The organism is Sporosarcina sp. ACRSM (assembly GCF_022346545.1).
GTDB lineage: Bacteria > Bacillota > Bacilli > Bacillales_A > Planococcaceae > Sporosarcina.
The window spans coordinates 44,697-65,055 of record NZ_JAKRNU010000002.1 but is presented as its reverse complement, the minus strand read 5'-3'; the positions used below and the strand labels follow the sequence as shown (position 1 = coordinate 65,055).

At 41.6% G+C, this 20,359-nt stretch carries 21 protein-coding genes; 16 read left to right on the top strand and 5 right to left on the bottom strand.

The genetic code is table 11. From position 1 onward, the window contains the following. Genes MHZ95_RS04125 through MHZ95_RS04110 form a run of 4 tightly spaced genes read left to right on the top strand, consistent with a single transcriptional unit; the run spans position 1 to position 3,884 of the window. Positions 1-192: a capping complex subunit for YIEGIA gene (locus MHZ95_RS04125; RefSeq protein ID WP_239389264.1), complete on the top strand. Its 192-nt coding sequence runs from the start codon at positions 1-3 to the stop codon at positions 190-192. A 19-nt stretch (positions 193-211) separates the two neighbouring features. Further along, the gene (locus MHZ95_RS04120) at positions 212-2,557 is read left to right on the top strand and encodes a xanthine dehydrogenase family protein molybdopterin-binding subunit (RefSeq protein ID WP_239389263.1); all 2,346 of its coding nucleotides are present in this window, start codon (positions 212-214) and stop codon (positions 2,555-2,557) included. Then, positions 2,554-3,384 carry an FAD binding domain-containing protein gene (locus MHZ95_RS04115; protein WP_239389262.1) on the top strand — a complete coding sequence of 277 codons (831 nt, stop codon included), beginning with the start codon at positions 2,554-2,556 and terminating at the stop codon, positions 3,382-3,384. Before MHZ95_RS04120 ends, MHZ95_RS04115 begins: the two co-directional genes overlap by 4 nt. Further along, positions 3,381-3,884 carry a (2Fe-2S)-binding protein gene (locus MHZ95_RS04110; protein ID WP_239389261.1) on the top strand — a complete coding sequence of 168 codons (504 nt, stop codon included), beginning with the start codon at positions 3,381-3,383 and terminating at the stop codon, positions 3,882-3,884. The genes MHZ95_RS04115 and MHZ95_RS04110 overlap by 4 nt, the downstream gene beginning before the upstream one ends. 12 nt (positions 3,885-3,896) lie before the next feature. Here MHZ95_RS04110 and MHZ95_RS04105 read toward each other — a convergent pair whose 3' ends face one another. Continuing rightward, positions 3,897-4,223, bottom strand: a complete 327-nt coding sequence (locus tag MHZ95_RS04105) for a hypothetical protein (protein ID WP_239389260.1) — start codon at positions 4,221-4,223, stop codon at positions 3,897-3,899. Positions 4,224-4,301: 78 nt separating this feature from the next. Next, complete coding sequence (locus MHZ95_RS04100; protein ID WP_239389259.1) at positions 4,302-5,447, bottom strand: glycoside hydrolase family 18 protein; 1,146 nt, start codon at positions 5,445-5,447, stop codon at positions 4,302-4,304. Between the two features lie 278 nt (positions 5,448-5,725). On the opposite strand from MHZ95_RS04100, the gene MHZ95_RS04095 reads away from it, so the two are divergent. Continuing rightward, positions 5,726-5,998, top strand: a complete 273-nt coding sequence (locus MHZ95_RS04095) for a DUF2277 domain-containing protein (RefSeq protein WP_239389258.1) — start codon at positions 5,726-5,728, stop codon at positions 5,996-5,998. A 60-nt stretch (positions 5,999-6,058) separates the two neighbouring features. Here the strand turns inward: MHZ95_RS04095 and MHZ95_RS04090 are convergent, their stop codons facing one another. Continuing rightward, on the bottom strand, positions 6,059-6,487 hold the full coding sequence (locus tag MHZ95_RS04090; protein ID WP_239389257.1) for a YuzC family spore coat inner layer protein: 429 nt from the start codon (positions 6,485-6,487) through the stop codon (positions 6,059-6,061). A 53-nt stretch (positions 6,488-6,540) separates the two neighbouring features. Next, entirely contained in the window at positions 6,541-6,738 is a 198-nt protein-coding gene (locus MHZ95_RS20965; protein WP_239389256.1) for a cysteine-rich CWC family protein, read from the bottom strand. A 595-nt stretch (positions 6,739-7,333) separates the two neighbouring features. Between MHZ95_RS20965 and MHZ95_RS04080 the strand changes: the two genes are divergently transcribed. From MHZ95_RS04080 to MHZ95_RS20835, 9 genes are all read left to right on the top strand, one after another. Continuing rightward, positions 7,334-7,888, top strand: coding sequence for an RNA polymerase sigma factor (locus MHZ95_RS04080; protein WP_239389255.1), 555 nt, complete (start codon positions 7,334-7,336; stop codon positions 7,886-7,888). Further along, a complete protein-coding gene (locus MHZ95_RS04075) occupies positions 7,881-8,639 on the top strand; it encodes a hypothetical protein (protein ID WP_239389254.1) in 759 nt (252 codons plus the stop codon). Before MHZ95_RS04080 ends, MHZ95_RS04075 begins: the two co-directional genes overlap by 8 nt. A gap of 1 nt (position 8,640) precedes the next feature. Continuing rightward, a complete protein-coding gene (locus MHZ95_RS04070; RefSeq protein WP_239389253.1) occupies positions 8,641-9,516 on the top strand; it encodes an ABC transporter ATP-binding protein in 876 nt (291 codons plus the stop codon). Beyond that, a complete protein-coding gene (locus tag MHZ95_RS04065) occupies positions 9,516-10,772 on the top strand; it encodes a hypothetical protein (RefSeq protein WP_239389252.1) in 1,257 nt (418 codons plus the stop codon). Before MHZ95_RS04070 ends, MHZ95_RS04065 begins: the two co-directional genes overlap by 1 nt. 12 nt (positions 10,773-10,784) lie before the next feature. Further along, a complete protein-coding gene (locus tag MHZ95_RS04060) occupies positions 10,785-11,915 on the top strand; it encodes an ABC transporter permease (RefSeq protein WP_239389251.1) in 1,131 nt (376 codons plus the stop codon). Between the two features lie 351 nt (positions 11,916-12,266). After that, on the top strand, positions 12,267-13,007 hold the full coding sequence (locus MHZ95_RS04055; protein WP_239389250.1) for a helix-turn-helix transcriptional regulator: 741 nt from the start codon (positions 12,267-12,269) through the stop codon (positions 13,005-13,007). A gap of 406 nt (positions 13,008-13,413) precedes the next feature. Beyond that, on the top strand, positions 13,414-14,775 hold the full coding sequence (locus tag MHZ95_RS04050; RefSeq protein WP_239389249.1) for an amino acid permease: 1,362 nt from the start codon (positions 13,414-13,416) through the stop codon (positions 14,773-14,775). A gap of 444 nt (positions 14,776-15,219) precedes the next feature. Continuing rightward, positions 15,220-15,342 carry a hypothetical protein gene (locus MHZ95_RS20840; RefSeq protein ID WP_255726591.1) on the top strand — a complete coding sequence of 41 codons (123 nt, stop codon included), beginning with the start codon at positions 15,220-15,222 and terminating at the stop codon, positions 15,340-15,342. A gap of 781 nt (positions 15,343-16,123) precedes the next feature. After that, positions 16,124-16,249: a hypothetical protein gene (locus MHZ95_RS20835; protein ID WP_255726590.1), complete on the top strand. Its 126-nt coding sequence runs from the start codon at positions 16,124-16,126 to the stop codon at positions 16,247-16,249. Between the two features lie 313 nt (positions 16,250-16,562). Here the strand turns inward: MHZ95_RS20835 and MHZ95_RS04045 are convergent, their stop codons facing one another. Beyond that, the gene (locus MHZ95_RS04045; RefSeq protein ID WP_239389248.1) at positions 16,563-17,711 is read right to left on the bottom strand and encodes a tyrosine-type recombinase/integrase; all 1,149 of its coding nucleotides are present in this window, start codon (positions 17,709-17,711) and stop codon (positions 16,563-16,565) included. 425 nt (positions 17,712-18,136) lie between these two features. Here MHZ95_RS04045 and MHZ95_RS04040 point away from each other — a divergent pair, with 425 nt between their 5' ends. Then, entirely contained in the window at positions 18,137-19,120 is a 984-nt protein-coding gene (locus MHZ95_RS04040) for a helix-turn-helix domain-containing protein (RefSeq protein ID WP_239389247.1), read from the top strand. A gap of 202 nt (positions 19,121-19,322) precedes the next feature. Continuing rightward, positions 19,323-20,297 (top strand): NAD(P)H-dependent flavin oxidoreductase, encoded by a 975-nt coding sequence (locus tag MHZ95_RS04035; protein ID WP_239389246.1) that lies wholly within the window; start codon positions 19,323-19,325, stop codon positions 20,295-20,297. The last annotated feature ends 62 nt before the right edge of the window (positions 20,298-20,359 follow it).

The window sequence follows — 20,359 nt, the reverse complement described above, 5'->3', positions numbered from 1 at the left end:
ATGGGCAATCAACATGCAGAAATCGTCGCCGTCATTACTACGAAACCAGACTTGATACGGAGCGGTGGCAGCCCTGTTTTTATTGCAGCGGATAACAAAGACTTGCAGAAAATTAGCATGACCCTCGAGAAGATCATGGATGCTTCAGCGCATGAAATCGAGGAACATACAATCATCATTGTTGCACGGTAAAAAGCAGGAGGGAAGAAGGATGAAGCAATCAATCCATACGACGGTCGGGAAAGCCGAAAAAAGGATCGATGTAGTAGAAAAAGCAAGAGGAAAAGTGCGGTACGTCTCGGATTATGCAGTTCCGGGCATGCTGCACGCAAAACTGGTGACCAGCACACAAGCCCACGCAACTATCAAATCCATCGATTTAACGGAAGCTTGGAAGGTTCCGGGCGTGCGCGCGATCGTGACAGGCGATGTGTTTCCATACCATATCGGTCCAATCCTTGCAGATCGGCCACCGCTCGCATTTCAAAAAGTGCGCTATTACGGCGAACCGGTGGCCATTGTCGTAGCGGATTCGGAATATCAAGGGAAACTGGCGGCAAGTAAAGTGAAAGTGAACTATGAACCGTTGCCTGTCGTCAACTCGGTCCAGCAAGCCTTTCAAACGGATGCACCGCTCATTCATGAGCATTCTGGCCAATATACAAAAATCATCGACAATGTTTATCCGGTATCCGGTACGAATATCGGAAGCCATATCAAAATCCGAAAAGGGGATGTAGGGGCCATCTGGGCAAACTGTGCGGAAACGATATCTGCCAGTTATTCCTTCAATCTGTCGGATCATGCAGCGATTGAAACCCGAAGCACCCGGGTGGAAATCAATCCGGAAGGCAAAGTAATTGTCCATTCATGCACGCAATCGCCTTATACGATCAAAAAAGTATTGAATCAGTTTTTTAACGTTTCAGTCGGCGATGTTGTCGTACATGTCCCGCTAATCGGCGGTGCATTCGGCGGAAAAGGAACCGTTCAGTTGGAGCCACTTGCCTATTTAGCATCGAAAGCGGTCGGAGGCAAAATGGTCAAACTTCAATATGAACGGGAAGAAGATATGATAACCGCTCCTTGCCATATCGGTCTGGACGCGACCATTAAATTTGGAGCAACAAAAGACGGAAAAATCATTGCGGGCCACTATACGTTCTTGATCGACTCGGGCGCTTATACGGATCAAGCGGCGGGTATTACAAGGGCCATGGCACTTGATTGTACGGGTCCTTACAATATACCGAACGTCTGGTGTGATGCTTATTGCATGTATACGAATCATCCGTTCGCGACGTCTTTCCGTGGATATGCCCATCCAGAACTGACATTCGCAGTGGAACGGACGATGGAACAATTGGCCAAACAATTGAAGATGGATTCGATTGAGCTGAGGACAATCAATGCGATTAAACCCGGAAATACGACACCTACTCAAACGGTCCTCACTGCGAATAATATTGGAGATACTGAAAAATGCCTCCAACGTGCAAAAGAAATGATTGCCTGGGATAAAGGAATACAAGTCGATGTCGGAGAAGGGAAAATCCGCACGAAAGGCATCAGTCTATTTTGGAAAACATCAACGACAGCGACAAATGCTCAAGCAGGTGCAGTGTTAACGTTTGAAGCGGATGGTACAGTGAATTTGAACTGCGCTGCCATCGAACTGGGACAAGGGACTAAAACAGCATTGGCTCAAATTTTGGCGGAAAAGCTGAAAATGGATATGAAACAGATCCATGTGACAATGGAAGTGAACACACAATACGATCCGCATCAATGGCGGACAGTAGCGAGCAGTTCGACATTCCTTGCAGGGCGGGCAGTAATTTCGGCAGCTGAAAATGCCATCAAGCAAATGAAGAAAACTGCATCCAGCGTTTTGCAGTGCTCAGAAGAAGATTTGGAAGTGGGGGGCGGGCGCGTCTATTTAAAGCCAGATCCAGGTTACGGAGTGGACATAAAAGACATCGCATTGGGCTATACATTTCCGAATGGCCATGCAATCGGCGGTCAGATTGTCGGCGTCGGTTCCCATATCCAGCGTCATTTGACGCCGATGGATAAAGAGACGGGATTCGGAAAGCCTGGACCTTGGTGGTCTGTAGGTGCGCAAGCGATCGAAGTCGAGTGGGATAAAAAGAATTATACTTATAAGATTCTAAAAGCTGTGACTGTGCTGGATGGTGGAACGATCATCAATCCGATGTTAGCTACACAACAAATGCGTAGCGGGATGTATCTCGGTTTAAGTTTCGCAAGTAGCGAGTCTTTTATCTTTGATGAGGCAGGTGTCCCGCTCAATCCTGATTTACGAAATTATCAAATGCTCCGTTTCGGGGAACAACCGTCGGAGTACTTGGTCGACTTTATTGAAACACCAGCAGCAGATGGACCTTTTGGCGCACGGGGTATCGGAGAATATGGGGTGATCGGCATGGCGGCAGCACTTGCGAATGGATTATCTGAAGCCGCACAAGCGGAGTTGAATCAACTTCCACTCACCCCGGAATTCATTTGGAAAACGAAGAAGGAGGGTGGCAAATGATTCCCTTCAATTTTGAGTATTACAAGCCATCCACCATTACCGGGGCGGTTGAAGCTTTTCAAACTGCGCATGATTTGGGCCAGCACACCGTTTATTATTCAGGCGGAACGGAATTCATCACATTTGCCCGAACGAATAAATTGCATGCTGATGTCGTCATTGACCTGAAAGGGATTCCTGAATGTAAAGCATTGGAGCTGGATGAAAACGACTTGATAATCGGGACAGGCGTTTCCCTTAATAAAATTTCCGAATCGGGCTTATTCCCTTTATTAGGCGAAACGGTAAAACGAATTGCCGATCATACGTCACGTAACAAAATTACGCTCGGCGGCAATTTAAATAGTCAACTAATGTATCGGGAAGGCATTTTACCCCTCCTTTTAGCTGACGCAAAAGTGAAAATTGCAGGGAAGGATACGCCCGTTGCATTGGATAAAGTATTCCATCACGAAATCACATTGGAACCGAGCGCTTTTCTTGCTCAGATTATCGTGGATCAATCATACCTCAAGCTCCCTTTCAGCACGATGAAACGGACAAGATTTTCAAAGGTCGGCTATCCCGTTGCGACAGTAGCAGCTCTGATGAAAGACGAAGAACTACGGATCGCTTTTAGCGGGGTTTGTGAATTTCCTTTCAGGTCAGCTGATGTCGAAGCGATCTTAAATGATACTTCGATGCCAGCCGAAAATCGAATTGAAGAAGCGATCACCTATTTTCCGGCGCCGTTGGTCCATGATATGCATGCATCAGCGGAATACCGTCGTTTTGTCTTGAAAAATCTGATGACAGAAACATTACATGCATTGGAGGCGGCGAAATGATCCTATCACACAATACGTCGAAAGCAATCATCCCATTGCTCGTCAACGGGAAAAACCATGATGTTGTCATCCGATCGGCCGATACGCTTTTGCACACATTGCGCGACCAACTCGGTTTGACGGGGGCAAAACAGGCATGTGAAAACGGAGATTGCGGGGCATGCACTGTCATCGTTAATGGCGAACCGACGCATGCCTGCTTATCTTTGACTATTGAATCGGCGACCGAGTCGATTACGACAATCGAAGGTTTGGCGGATTCTCCTGTCCAACAAGCATTTGTTGACAATTGGGCTATCCAATGTGGCTATTGCACACCGGGTTTCGTCGTGAATTGCCATGCCCTTATGGAACGACATCCCGATGCAGACGACAAAACCATCGAGGAATGGATGCAATCGAATTTATGTCGCTGTACAGGCTATCATGAAATAAAGGAAGCCATCCAATCAGTTCTCCGGACAAAAAAAGACCTCCCCTCAACAAATGAAGATCAGTGAGGGGATGGTCTTTTACCCTTTTTTGAAACTATTATTGCCGCTATTCAACGATTGGATCAGCTGAAGTGTTTGTGCCGCCTGTTCAATTTGTTGGCGAACTTGCTCCAATTGCTGTTGCACGGCCGTCGTCGATTGAGTGACCGCCACACCTTGCATCTGGTTCATTAGCTGGGATGCTTGTTGGAGTTGCTGTTGCGCCTGTTGCAATGCTTGCTGGTCTGTCATTGAAGTCATCTGCTGGATCGTGTGCACGGCCTGCTGCATCGCTTGAAGTGCCTGCTTCTTTTGCATTTGAAATTGTTGTTCGCTTTGCTGTTCCTGTTGTATTGGCTGTTGCAAGTGAAAAGCTCCTTTCGAGATGGTACGGATTTTCTTTATCAGTGTCGGTATAAAGAGCTTTTTTTAATCACTTATCCTTTACGCTCTCTTCCGGATCGTAAAATTGTCTTCCAATAGCAGCCAATTTTGCGGGAATGGATAGCCAAGTACCCAGTAGCTGATTCCGCGGAGGTTATATTCCTTCACCAGGTCAAACTTGGCCTGGGCACTGCGGGCATCTTCAAACCATACTTCATGACGCTGTCCATCTGCATCGGTGTAGCGGAAAAACGGAGATTGGGCCACTTCGTCATATTGAATGGTGGCTCCGTATTGAATTGCCCTGCGAAGCGCTTCTTGCTGACTGAACGTTTCCGCTTCCTGTCCCTCCACATGAGGGAGCAGCCAATCCCGTGCATAAATTTGAAATCCGAAAAAGATCTTATCCCTCGGAATGACCGTCACCGCATAATCAAGCACCCGTTTGATTTGGTTCAGTGGGGAAATGGCTTGGGGAGGCCCCAATCGGTAGCCCCACTCATAGGTCATCAGTACAACGAAATCGACAATCTTTCCATGCGCCTCATAATCATGTGCTTCAACCAAAATCCCAGTTTGTTCGCCGCTTGTTTTCGGTGCAAGGGCAGTTGAAACAAAATAACCTTCTGGATGCAACCGATCTACAAGTCGTTGTAAAAATTGGTTGTACAATTCACGGTCGGCCGGAAGCACATTTTCAAAATCGACATTGATCCCTTGATAGCCTTTTTCTTTCATGACATTTTCAATATTCGCGAATAATTGATCTTGAATAGCCGTGCTTGCCAAAATGGTGTGGGCGAGCTCGGAGCCGGCCTCTGTAGCACTGAAATTGGTGATTGTCAGTACAGGAACAACCCTTTCTGCAGCGGCAGAGCGAAGCATTTCCGTGTCATCGATGGCATCTAGGCCACCATCTGCCCGCATCCGATAAGCGAAGGGCATCCAATAGGTCAAAAATCGGCCGACTTCCTGGATTTCACGGGCACCCGTTTCACCCGTATTGAGCGCATAGGCATTGACATCGATTTCCGGTTTCTCTGCGGGAGGCGTCGTGGATGGAACTGGAATGACAAGGGCCATGCCGGGCACTAACTGATTCGCATCAGCCAGCTCATTCGCTGTTACAATTTGATTGACCATGACGCCATAGCGATTGGCAATCAACCATAGCGTTTCCCCTGGTTGTACAACATGGATTTGCATCTACTTCTCTCCTCATTTATTCATCTCGTTCATCTTATTCGACGGGAGAATAGGATATCAGTAATATTTGTGATATTTATAAATTAGAGGCCAAGTCAAGGGATACCTATAGAGGAAGGAAATGCATGAATGTTATTATGAAAGGGAACACATATTCAACTAAAATGAGATAGCTTGCTATGACCATGGACAATGGATGGCAAGCGAAGCGGTTGAAGCAATCAGCCTTTGATGGAACTCAATAGGAAGCAGATGGCATTTAGAAAGAGGTGAAAGATATGTGTCGAAACATTAAAACACTTTTCAACTACGAACCACCAGCTACTGACGACGAAATCTATGCAGCTGCACTTCAATATGTACGAAAGGTCTCCGGGTTCAACAAGCCATCGAAAATGAATGAGGAGGCAATCCATCGCGCCGTCGAGGAAGTGGCCAAGAGTACACAAAACCTTCTACATGCACTCGTCACCAATGCTACACCTCGCAATCGAGAAGTTGAAGCGGAACGAGCAAGAGCAAGGGACGCCAAAAGATTTGGGAATGAATAAAAAAAGCCGATTTCCCTATGGTCAATAGTGGAGAAATCGGCTTTTTTTATTGACGATTGGTTACCAAGGCAAAACAACACGCAAACGACAACAATTTCCTTCTGTTTCACCATTATCAACTTCAATGATCATTCCCGTTGGTGTAAATTGGGATTTGATTTTTACAGTAATACCAACTGATCGAATCATTTCCTCCACTTTGAGTGAATTTGAAAGTTGGGCCGCTTCCATTAGCTCATTTGCAAATTGCGGGGAGGTAGCGACTTTATCGAAAAATAAACTAATTTGCTTCGTTAGCACCTGATATTTCTTCGCGGATTCATTGAATTTTCTCGTATCGACGGGCGGATATGGATTTGGTGGATCAATCGCAAGCTCTGTTTGCAACTGGCCGTAATAGGAAGGGGAAACCTGTAGATTCAGATTCGCTACTCGTTGACTAGGATGGTAGTAAGGATAGGGCAAATAGGGATAAGCGTAATAATGCAAGGAGATGCTCCTTTCCAATTGCCTGATATTCTATCCTATGTACAAAAATGAGGTTAGTGTACCGTCCTATCGAAAGCTTCCAAGCAGTTTTGGCAGATGCAAACCTTTTCCCGCTCAGTGGGTAATAAATCGAAAATCCCTTTTGGAAAGAACGCATCGGTACACCAACATCCTTCAGCGGATTCGTCATTCGGAATACAGCATTGATTATTATTCTTGCATAATGGGCAACGATACTTATCAGCTATCATGAGGGAACCTCTTTTCGATAATTGTTTTTCAGTCTATTATACGCGATTTTTTTGCAAACCTCGTCATTGTTTTTGGCAAATCGTCATCTACTAAAGAGAAAGAGAAATCTTTATGGTAGAGGTGAATAGCAATGGCGAAACGAAATCGAGGGAAAATCCTAGATAAGCTTCCATCCAATGGGCGAGGAAACTGCCCATTATGTGAGCGGAAAAGAATCAAATTATTATATCCGGTAAAAATTGAACCAACGACAACTGTAAAAGTCTGCAAAAATTGCCGGAAGAAATAACATCATCTACTTTATGATTCCGTACATCACTTATTGCTAGTGATGTACTTTTTTCTATCAATACAGAAATATAGGAATTTATTTTCAATATCATAGACCTCGTTAGTGCATATAAAAATAGATTGCCCGCATTACGGCTATTTTAAAACTATTATTTGCTTCCGCACTTTTTCTAAACAATATATTTTTTTGTTTATAATAAGCTATGTTGAAAAAATTCTTTAAGCAATGTCAAACTTTTTTCAAACTGTTTACGAATATATGTATAGAACGGTTTAGATCATGGGGGAAGCATGTGGTGAACTATGGAAAATGAGCAGCGCTGGATTAACAAGATTAAGAGAAGCGGCAATGAGGCAGCCGCGAATGCACTTGTTGAGAAATATTATAAGGAGATGTACGCCTTCATCTACAAACAGACGATTGACGCTGAGCTTTCACTCGATTTGACGCAGGAAATTTTCATAAGCGTTTTAAAATCAATCCAACACTATGATCGAAAGAAGGCGTCATTTCGGACCTGGCTGTACAAGCTTGCATCGAATCGACTCGTCGATTATTACCGATCGAAGCGTTATAAGGATACGCAAATCGTCCAATCCATTGACGATTATGAGTTTGAAGACGAGTATGATATGACCGTTTCGCTTGAGTTCAAGGAAGATTTTGAAAGAGTGACAGCACTTGTCAATGAACTGGATGTAAGTTCACAGCAAATCATCCGGCTTAAATTGTTCGGAGACTACACGTTTCAAGAAATTGCATCGATTGAAACCATCCCACTGTCGACGGTGAAGACGAAATACTATGCCGCCCTGAAAAGAATTCGAAAAGGAATGGAGAAGGTACATGATGAATAAGGAAAAATTTCAAATTCCGATGCCGGATGAACGTACGATCCAGACACAAATTGAGCAAATTGTCGCCGCGGGTGTTACCCAAAAAGAATCTTTCATCGCATATTTGACATCGATGGTCCGTCAAATCGGTTTCAGGCATTTGTTTGCAGATCGGTTGGGGCTTGTGTACATATTTTTGATAGCGTTGATTGTTAACAGTTTCATGTTCTTTCTTGCTGAGCCTAAAAAACTCGCCATCCAAGATTTATACGGGTTGATCTTTCTACTTTCGCCTTTGTTATTTCTGATGTTTTCCCTCTTTACGTATGTCCATAAAATGAACAATGAGACGTTAGAAGTCGAAATGTCGTGTAAATATAACGTCTATCAAATCATCGCTTTCAAAATGCTTGCGTTCAGTGCCGTTTCTATAGTGGCGAATACGATATCAATTGCTTTTCTCGTTACCGTCTATGATGATATCCACTTCTTACGGGCATTTATGATTTCGATTACAGGGCTATTCGTTTTTTCCATCCTTTTTTTATACGGCATGATGAAGCGTCGTTCAACAATTGCCGTAGCAACAGTCGTCATCATTTGGACGGGTGGAAATGTATTTTTCCGGTTTATGAACGACGCGCTGTACACCAATCTTCTTGTCACGATGCCACTCTTCGTCTATGGAGTCGTCTTCATTGGCAGCCTTTACTGTTATGTACGATACCTGAAAAGATTGATCCGTTTCACACAAATGAAAGGAGCTTTTTAACATGATACTTGTCAAAGACATCAGCAAACAATACGGGGATTTTACAGCGTTAGAAAACATCAATTTGGAATTTACAAATGGGCTCTACGGGTTACTGGCTCCAAATGGGGCGGGCAAGACGACATTGATTAAAATGTTGGCGACACTCATTGCGCCGAGTAAAGGGGAAATTCTCTATAACGGGAAAAACATCGTTGCGATGGATGAAGACTATCGTTCCTTATTGGGTTACTTGCCACAGCAGTTTGGTTTTTATAAGAACTATACACCAAAGCAATATTTGCTTTATTTAGCAGCGCTCAAAGGCATCGGGAAAAAAGAGGCTTTAGATAAGATAGATGACTTATTAGAAAAAGTGGCATTGCGTGAAGTCACCAATAAAAAAATGAAGAAATTTTCCGGTGGGATGATCCAACGGGTCGGCATTGCGCAGTCATTATTAAACGATCCGAAAATCCTCATTTTAGACGAGCCGACAGCCGGACTTGACCCAAAAGAGCGTGCACGTTTCCGGCATCTGCTCACTGAACTGGCACGTGAACGATTGGTCATCGTTTCTACCCATATCGTGTCAGATGTCGAGACGATTGCCAATGAAATCATAATGATTAAAAACCGACAACTGCTTTATAAAGATTCGGTTGAAAGGATTTGCGCAACATTAGACGGTCATGTCTATGAAACGACCATTCCTTATGAACAACTGGAGACATATCGCAGACAGTTTGTACTATTATCGGAAAAGCAGGAGAGAGGGTCGATGGTGATTCGTTTTATCCATAAAGGTGAAGCGGAAGCAAACTGGCTCCCATTAGCTCCGCAGTTGGAAGATGTCTTTCTCTATGAATACCGGGATGACATCGGGGAAGAAGTGTGATGGCGATGCGCATCGTCTGGCATGAATGTCAAAAAGCGTTCAAATCACCCATTCTTATCGGGCTTCTTCTACTCTTTACAGCATTCAATGTCTTCGTAATTGTGGACAATTCCTATTTCAAAGAAGAATTGAAGATTGCAAACCAATTAGTTGAAAAGTACGGTAGGAAAATCACAGATGAATCATTACTACAGTTTGAGAAGGATCTTCAAGATGATCTGACGGCCTTAAAAGAAATAACAGGACAAGAATATCAAAGCGTTTATGATTTTCTTGAGACATTAACTTTTGAAGATCAGAATCGATATAGCGAACAAGAGTGGCGATTCATCGAACAATTACAACTGAAAGAAATGTACTTTAGCATGGCCAACGACATCGATGCAAGTTATGCAAAGATCGATATACAGAAAGTTGCGGAAGGGACGATTGCGCAATCCCGACTTAGTGGAAATGCGGAAAAGACACTTTTACGCGAATACGAAAAGTTTTCGCAACGTTTTGAGGAGATGAAGCAAAACGGGGAACATAAAGAATGGTTTTTTGCGGGGAAAGCGTATTTTATGCATAGTTTTCTCTTTAAAACGGTCTTTCTCCATATTGTCATAGAGTCGCTGATGCTCATCATTTTATCAACAGCCTTGATTACGAATTATGAATTTGAAAATCGGACACAGCTTGTGACCTATGGCACCACAAGAGGAAGACGCCTGATGAAGGACAAACTCGGTGCCTCAGTGGCGATGGCGGCGTTGCTCACAACCTTTATACTAGTAGCCACACTTAGTACCTATTTTATCGTATACGACTATTCGAATGTCTGGGGAACTTCCATCAATAGTGCTTTCAATTGGGAGTATAATTTTCCAAATATCGCTTGGTGGAATTTGTCAATCGGGCAATTTTTAAGCGGGACAATTGCAATTGTCTTCATCACCATGCTGTTGTATTCAGGATTGACATTTACGCTGACTACGTTTGTTAAAAATAGTTATATTGCTGCCATTCTAATGGCCACCTTTTTCGTCTTGGCGTTACTGATACCAGGCTTTATGCCGACATCTTCAAATCTATTATTTATCACAAGCTACAGTTTATCGCTGCTTGTGTTGAACACTGCTTCATCGTTCATGGGAAGCAGCGGTCTCATCATGTTCAAAAATTTTGAATGGATGACGACCGTTTGCTGGACGATGATTACGTTCGTGCTCTGTATTTTTTCATTGAAATGGTTCCACAAAAAGGATATCCAGTAAGGGGAGTAGGCAATGCGGGTTTTATGGAATGAACTAAAGAAAATCTTGACGTGGAAGATGTTGTTTTTGCTTGTTTTACTCAATAGTGTGCTTTATTTTTTTCTAATTGAGTTTGATATTGAGCATTTTCCGAACGGTAGACCGGCACTTGATTCTTACAACATAGGGATTGAAATGATTGAGAAATACGGGACGCATATGGATGAGGAGGAGTTTCTTGATTTTAAGCAAGCATACGATGAGCAAGTGAAAGAAGCCGATCAGTACTTGCAATCGAGGCGGGAGTTTGTAGAAGCCGGGCTTGTTACGTATGAGAAATTCAAGCATTTCGATCGGGATAATGAAGAGCTCAATGCCCTTCATAGCAAGGTGATGTTTGAAGAAAAGGAAGTAAATACATTTTGGGAGCTTCAAGAAAGAGAACGTCTTATCGAGTTTTATGACATGAAAGATGAACTTCGAGGCTATGATAATGCCCAACAAAAACAGCGCATGGAGGAATTAATTGCTTCTAAAAAATATGGAGTCTATCCAGAAGTAGTCATTATGAATTTCAGGGATTTCATTGGCAATGTGACTATCGCTATCTTGTTCAGTGTTGTCTTAGTCATCTCACCGATGATTCTGAAGGACCGTTCACGGCAAATGCTCGCTTTGCAATACACGTCAAAAAAGGGACGAAATCTCTTCAAAACGAAGATCCTAGCAGGACTGATTTCAACTTTTAGTGTCATTACAGCATTGCTTATCGTCTATTTTGGGGTCTATTCACTGAATGATACATCTATGTATTTTGATGTACCGATCAACACGTTTATTGGCAATGCATCCTGGTATGATCCGACATTCTTCCAATATATTTTGCTGTGTGTCGCAGCGATTTACCTAATAGGCTTTGTATTCGGACTGTTGGCGATGTCTTTTTCAAGCTTTGTTCCCAATAGTATGGCTTTGATCGGCATCCAAATTCCATTTATTGTCGGGATGATCATCGTGATAGGGGGACCTTTAATGCGATATATCATATCGATATGGAATCCGCAATGGCTAGCTCCAACCGTATACAGTGGAATGATTGTTATAAGTGTAATTTTTATCATTTTGCTTTGGAGAAGAGAGAAGAATAGAGATATTGTTTTGTAAAGAGAGCTATGAAAAACTACATGAATTTCAGCACTTCACGAGACGTTAGGTGAGGTGCTTTTTTTCATGAGGCGAGAAAAACGGAGAGAATGCTAGAGGAATATATTGAATTATGTATATATTCTTATTTTAATAGACCTCGCTAGTGCATATATAAATCTATCATCCATCCGCACTTTACTTATCTTACAACTATTTTTTATTCCCGCACAGTCCCTTAAGGGCTATTCGAAGAGCTAAATAACAGAACGGAATAATCTTAAAGAGAATGAAATCTATCGCAACGGACACGGAGCTTGATATATGGACTAGCGAGGTGTATGATTATTTAAAATATTAGGAGTGTTCAGTATGAAAATACCTTCATTTCAACAAGCTGTCGGTTTTAGTGTCGGGGACACCCTTTCTCTCTTTTTATTGAGGGCAATTCGTGTGCAAAGCAATTATGCTAGGGCCCTTTATGAACAATTCAACTTCGATTTTCCGGGACGATCCGTTTCCTATGAATACGTCGCACGTACTGCCAACACATTAGAAAAGGACGGTTTTCTTCATGCAGAAACGGCAGGGCGTAAAAAAATCTTTCATATTACTAACAAAGGGATTGGTCGCCTTCAGGAATACGAAGCGATTTATGCGCATCGATTTAATGAGGTATCGACCGTGATTGATCGATTCTATTATTTTCTAACGGGGAATGGACTGCCGCCGGAAGGGGAGGTTGAACCGTTGCATGAAGATTTTCGGCCATTTATATCCAAACTATTATCTGTCAAAGATGTCGTCCGATACATCGCATTGCGACTTAGCTTGAATCGAGAGTTTTTTTACATGGCAGAGGTCCAAGCACAATTGAACAGTCTGTTTGGGTGGTCTCCGTCCAATGGTTATTTATACGACATCGCCCGTGAAATGGAAGAGACCAATTTGTTGATAGGATTTTGGCCGGATGAAAGAAGAACAATTCGGAAACTCTATAAAACGGCTGAAAGCGAGGCCTTCTACGAAATTGTAGCAGCTTCATTGGCCGAAAGAATTACGCAAGTACGAAAATATTTACACTATATTTTAAAAATGGTTGGGTATTCGTAAAAGACTTGGAACTCTAGAGAGTAAAATGGGATCTATATAGGGTTGCACAAGGAAGGAAAAAAGGATTTGTGTAATACGGATAAATCGGAGGTTCAAATCATCGCTGTTTATAGAACCTTTATGGAGAAGCGTTTCAATGTATCACCTGCTATTCAAGCAATTGAATGAACAACAACCACTCAAAATTCCCGAACTAAATAAAGTTTTTAATGAATAATGTTCGATTTTTAGTAGAAAAACGGATTTTTATTCATATTTATAAAAATGTTGTTCGCTTTTCGGTCATGTTATGTTAAAATCCTAACAGGATAATGATTTGCAATTTCCTGATTTTATTTTACTACTTAAAACGTTAAGAACACCTCGGGATGCAAACATCGAAGAAAAGCAGAGAGTGGGGAATGAGATGCAGCAACAAGAACTAGCAAGAGGACTTAAAAATAGGCATGTGCAGCTAATCGCTATAGGGGGAGCGATTGGAACCGGATTATTTCTGGGTGCCGGAAAATCGATTCATCTAGCAGGACCATCGATCTTATTTGCTTATTTGATTACAGGCGTGATTTGTTTTTTAATCATGCGTGCGCTTGGCGAATTACTATTAACCAATTTGAACTACAACTCCTTTGTAGATTTTGTACAAGATTATTTAGGGAATATGGCCGCTTTCATAACGGGGTGGACATACTGGTTCTGCTGGATTTCAATCGCAATGGCCGATATAACCGCTGTTGGTCTTTATGCACAGTTTTGGTTTCCTGAAGTACCCCAATGGATGCCAGGGTTAATCGCACTTGTTGTTTTGCTCATTATGAACTTAGCAACTGTAAAACTATTTGGCGAAATGGAATTCTGGTTCGCCTTAATAAAAGTCATCGCGATTCTAGCCCTCATCGTTATCGGTATCTTCATGATATTTACCGGCTTTTCAACCGATTCAGGTACGTCCAGCTTCTCGAATTTGTGGAGCCATGGTGGCATGTTCCCGAACGGCATAAATGGTTTTATCCTCTCCTTCCAAATGGTCGTCTTTGCGTTTGTTGGGATTGAGCTGGTGGGACTGACTGCAGGCGAAACGGAAAATCCAAAGAAAGTCATTCCACAGGCAATCAATAATATTCCCATCCGGATTTTAATCTTCTATATTGGGGCACTAATTGTCATTATGAGTATCTATCCATGGAATGCCATCAATCCACTGGAAAGCCCATTTGTACAGGTCTTCATAGCAATTGGCATTGTTGCTGCAGCTGGTATCGTCAATTTCGTTGTTCTGACATCTGCTGCTTCAGCTTGTAACAGTGCCGTTTTCAGTACAAGCCGGATGCTGTACTCACTTGCTAAAGATAAAAATGCACCTGTCCCTTTTACAAAACTGACGGGTCATAAAGTGCCTTCCAATGCGTTGTTCTTTTCAACTGTCGTTATTCTGATTGCGGTTGTGTTGAACTATATCATGCCAGAAGGCGTATTTACACTCATTACAAGTGTTTCTACCGTCTGTTTCATCTTTATATGGGGCATTACGGTTATCTGCCATTTGAAATACCGTAAAACAAGACCAAATCTAGCGCGATTAAGCAAATTTAGAATGCCGCTCTATCCGATTTCCAATTACTTGATCCTTCTTTTCCTAGCATTTGTACTTGTCGTGCTCGCGTTGGCAGAAGATACACGCGTCGCTTTGTTCGTTACACCAGTTTGGTTTATTTTACTCATTGTGCTTTATAAGATAAGGCCTACGAAAGCGAAGAAAAAAATAGCGTGAATCCAAATGCATCACATCACACTCATCCCTTTTAGTGGATGAGTGTTTTTTGTCCTTCTTTCTCCCTCTGATTGTCATAGTTTGTTCAAAGTTGCACAAACTCTTTTATTTTTTTCCTTTATCACTTTACTATACTCTGAATTTAGATTATACTGTATTTTGTGAAAACTGAGTATTTGATTTGCAATACTCGTTTTTCGCAATAAAGATTGTACTGAAAGGGGGGCTATGATAAGAAGAGACATGCAACCAGAAGACTGGAAATTCAATACATTTGCATCGAATGGTTTTACGGTTCCAGTCAATGTCCCAATTGTTGTTGTTGCGAATCTGCTTGTATAAGCGGAGTATGTCGGTGGCATAGGAACAGAATTTCCTGTTCATGATTCCAAAAGCAACTAGCTTGCTGATCACCTTACTAACTTATAATAGGAGGCAGTAAAAATGTGGGTCATTACCCTTTACGCAGACGTATCTATTAAAATGTTTGAATTCGAATCGGAAAAAGAAGCGAAAGAGGTCTATAATTCTTTGCAAGGAAACAAATACCTCTCGCACTTGGTCTAATAAACGCGCTTATTTCCGTAGATTGAAACGACTAGGATTGGGAACAACGGCATGGTGCCGAGTCTATCATGGGTTTCCTAAGTGAATCCTAGTGCTTTTGAGACGTAGGGGAAATGCCTACCGTGTGGACTGCCTTTTATGGGGCAAACAAAAAAGAAGCAAGTTAGCACACATTCAGGAAATCGTTCCAAACTAAAACTATTCAAGTGTTAAAAAACTTCCTGATAAATGAAGTTATAAAACTTCTAAAAAAGTACATCACCGCTCCAATGGTGATGTACTTTTTCATGTATATAAACGATCCATTGAGGTTTTTTACTATTCTAAAGTGAAGCTCGCAAACTTAAAAAATTTATTAAAAGTGAAAATTTGAATAGACAAACGATCATTAGTATGTCATAATCATTTCAATGTTACATCATATTATATCGATTTCACTACTTTATCCCTTTACTGTGTGGAAAATCTTGATTCCTCTGTATTTCTTAAAAGTAAATTGTTATGTACAGGATACTTTCTTTTCACAATAAAGGTAGCACTTTGCATTGATAGGAGTCTTTTATCAGGAGAGACATCACACAAAAGGATTGGGTATTCAATTACTCTTCGTAAAATGACAGATCCAGGATGCCTGTTATTATCTCAATATTCCTTGTTGCAAGTCTGATTTTTGTCTAAGTGAAGTATATCGATAGTGATGGAACAGAACTTTCTGCTAATTATGCAGAATAGCAAATAAGTTTGTTTGATCATCTTACTAATTTTATAGGAGGCAGTAAAAATGTGGGTCATTACCCTTTACGCAGACGTATCCATTAAAATGTTTGAATTTGATACGGAAAAAGAAGCAAAAGAGGTTTACAATAGATTAGAAGGAAACAAATACCTCTCACAAATTATCTACTAATCATTCTTACTTTCCGTAGATTAAAAACTAGGACCGGTATCACAAACATATTACAAGCTTCAAGAATGATATCCAAGTCCTTATGTGGCACGTTGGGGGGTAAAAAGCCCATCGCGTGAACTGTCTCTTGTGAGGCGAAAATGAAGCAAGTTACGATACATCCAGGAAATAGCTACAACTTAATCTATTATTTTGAAAAAGTACATCACTTATTCTAATGTGATGTACTTTTTATGATTTCTCCCTTTATCTCCCCTTGTAAAAGCAGAGACTAATGCTTCGCCTTCAACGCAAATCCATTGGCTGAAATAGGTTAGATATACTCCCCAAAACCCTCCGATTTCCATGCATGTATGGCGTGACGTTCTTTTTCAAACACTTTCTCTAAGTAAATCATTGTTGTCTCAATTTTCTCATGACCAAGTGAACGCATAATATCATAGACGTCGACACCGTTAAGTTTGGAAATGATTGCAAAGGCATGCCGGAATACGTGAGGGGTGATTTGCAACGTCTGATCCGACAACTTTAATCGTTCCAGGCTTGCAATCTCCTTTTTCACATATTGCGATAAATAGGAAGGGGAATAGGCGCGCCCTGTATTCGTCGTAAATAATGGATCCTCCAGTTCAGCATGCTCAACGGGGAGTAGACCACGTGCGTGACGGAAACGACGGATGCTTTGAACCACCTTCTCTTTCAACGGAATATGCCGCCTCTTATTTCCTTTCCCTAACACATCTAAATAATAACCACCTTGGATTGCATCCACCTTCAAATCTTTCACTTTCAATGTACAAAACTCTTCGTTTCGAATCCCTGTCGTTGTTAGGATGTGAATAATCGCAAACATGATTGGATGTTGCTTGTCCCGATATTCATTCAGTAATGTAACGACATCAGCTGGGCCTAGATCACGATTCGGTCGATCGTCTTTTCGGACCGTGGCAATCTTCAGCCCTTCGTAAATCGGCTGTTGAATATATCCTACCTTATGTAGAAATGCAAAAAAGGCCTTGATGATCGTCGTCTTTCGTTCGAGCGTAGCAGGGGAGTATGACCCTTTCTTGAGTACATGTGGACTTTTAGTTGCCAACCACTCCTGATATCTTCTTAAATGACGTGATTGAAATGATTTGAACAGAGAACCTTCTATTATATTGGCCATATCGATGCCGATTTCCAAACTGTATGTAAACAGCTGTTCAATGAAAAGCAGAAGTTCACGTTCGTACTCTCGAACCGTTCTTTCTGTCCGTTCATTCTTTTCGTTCAAATGTCTTCGTTCATATAGAAACCATTTCATCATCTCTACATCCGTAAAATCATGAAAAGCAGGTTGTCCATTTTTCTCCGCCTCATCCAAACGATTCTGAAGAGTGGGAAGGGTGGTCATATTTTGCAATTCTATTTTTAAATGAATTATTTCGAATTGCTTGTTTTCAATTAGTCCGATTGACAATCTAAATCATCCTTTTCTTCATTCCACTTTTGTATATAAATAATTAGCTATTATTAAAATCCATTTTTATATACAGTTAATTGTTTTCTATTGTTAAATCCATTTTACCATAAATCTAATATAACCTAAAAAAATCATCCATTTGTTTAGGTTATAGAAACTAAATTCAATTTTAAATTCTATTCTGGTTTATATTTATGTTACTATTAAATCATAAGAGTTCAGTCTGTATTAAATTGAATTCATATTCGGAACAAAATAATCCTTTTACTTTAGAAATCCAATATTTTCTAACTTAATACGTTTTATATTAAATGTTATTTAAAGAAAGCAAATGCACAATTAATATAAATTTAAATTCAAATATAAAAATCCATCAAAAAAGGGATTTCTATTTTAATAGACGCAAGACAGGAGAGATTGAATTGAAAGATTGGTATACAAGACAAGAAGTGGCAGATTTACTTGGTGTTTCGAAGGCAACGGTCTATCACTATGCAAAACAGAAGAAAATTATTAAAATCGACGATCCGCATCGTTTAATACGTGAAGCAAGATATCAGAAAGAAGAAGTCGATGCACTTGCGGAGGAACGGCAACGGCATCAACCAACCGGGTTACGTCCTTCCGAACTGGCCAAACAATTAGGTGTGACGACCCAACGCATTTACGCTTTGATCCGGGAGACTGAGTTGCCGGTGGACGAATTGCCGGCTGGCGATGAACGGATGATATACTCCATTCCCGAAGAAACCGCTGCTTGGATCCGCCAAGAAATCGAGCGGACTGCTTCCTCACGGGGAACAAGAGTTGAATTCTATGATACGAAGTTAGATATTGCACTTTATCAATGTTTTCGCACGCCACAAGGACAAGAGATGCGCGTGGTGCGCAATGACAACCAACAATGGGGATTCTATCTGCAGTCCGGGACCTGGATTCCTTATACGGACGGCATTCAAGCCTTTCAATACGAACCGGCCTATTCCATTCACCAGCCGAATAGACAGATCAGGGGCTATACAGACTTTTTATTGCCAAAAGCAGAGAAGGAATCCTTTGACTTGCTCGATTTTGTCTATCAAGCATGGGGAATTGAAAATATTCGTATCCGCGAACAAGATACACATATCGCTCTATCGATTAAAAGTGGGGAAGTGGACCTTTCGCTAGCGGCTCCGGAAACAATAACAGAAAGCACGCTTAAGAAATTTCTCGTATTAGGCGAGGTGATCGTCGGGGAAGGGAAATGGACGCTCATTAGTGGATACCGGCGTACGACATTTGATTTGCCGACAACTATGCTGGAAGAATTGAAGCGTGTTTCTCAAGAGCATGGGCTATCCATGAGTGAATATGTAGAGGTTGCACTACGGGAGAAATTAGAAAGAGAACAGAATGATGGATAAAAGATGATGGCAAAGATTGAAAAGAGCGTGAGGTGATCTAGATCAGATCAAAAATAACAAATGGTATGAAAAGCAAGCAAAATGTATCCATAATATTATTATGTAAACCAATATCGGTAAGAAAAGAGATAGATATAGAGGTTCTTAATTAGCTGACCGCGAAATAGATATATAGCTTACAAATTGATTGGAGGAACAACCGATGTCAAGAATCCCATCTCCTCTTCAGAATTTACGTTTTCCTGTAATTGGTTCACCGATGTTCATTATTAGTCATCCGCAGCTTGTGATTGAGCAATGTAAAGCGGGGATTGTTGGATCAATGCCTGCTTTGAATGCTAGACCCGCCTCCTTACTTGATGAGTGGTTGGCAGAAATCACAGAGGAACTTGCAGCTTATAACGCAAAAAATCCAGACCGTCCAGCTGCACCTTTTGCGATTAATCAAATTGTACACAAGACAAATGATCGATTAGAACAAGATATGGAGTTATGTGTGAAGTATAAAGTTCCCATTATCATTACGTCCTTAGGCGCCCGTGAAGAGATATTTGACACGGCACATAGCTATGGAGGAATTGTACTGCATGACATCATCAATAACACTTTTGCACAGAAGGCAATTGCAAAAGGGGCTGACGGCTTAATTGCAGTTGCGGCTGGGGCTGGTGGCCATGCGGGAATGAAGAGCCCATTTGCGTTGATCCAAGAAATCAGAGAGTGGTTCGACGGTCCGCTTGCTTTGTCGGGGTCGATTGCTACGGGAAGCGCCATTTTAGCTGCCCAAGCGATGGGAGCTGATTTTGCCTATATCGGTTCGCCGTTCATTGCTACGCATGAAGCCCGTGCTGCTGAAGCATATAAGCAAGCAATCGTCGACTCGACGTCTGATGATATTGTTTATAGCAATCTGTTCACGGGTGTTCATGGCAATTATCTAAAGCCATCCATCCAAACAGCAGGATTGGATCCTGACAACCTTCCAGAAAGCGATCCATCCAAGATGAATTTTGGAGATAGGACCGTCAAGGCATGGAAGGATATTTGGGGAAGTGGTCAGGGCATCGGCGCGATTAAAGAAGTGACAAGTACAGCTGAATATGTCGATAAACTTCATAAAGAATACGTGGAAGCAAGAGATCGGCTCATAAGTAATAGTGCAGTTAGTATGAGTTGATGATTGCCAAATGCTGTATAGCTACACAATGATTTCACTTGTGTGGCTTTTTTCGGTTGCTC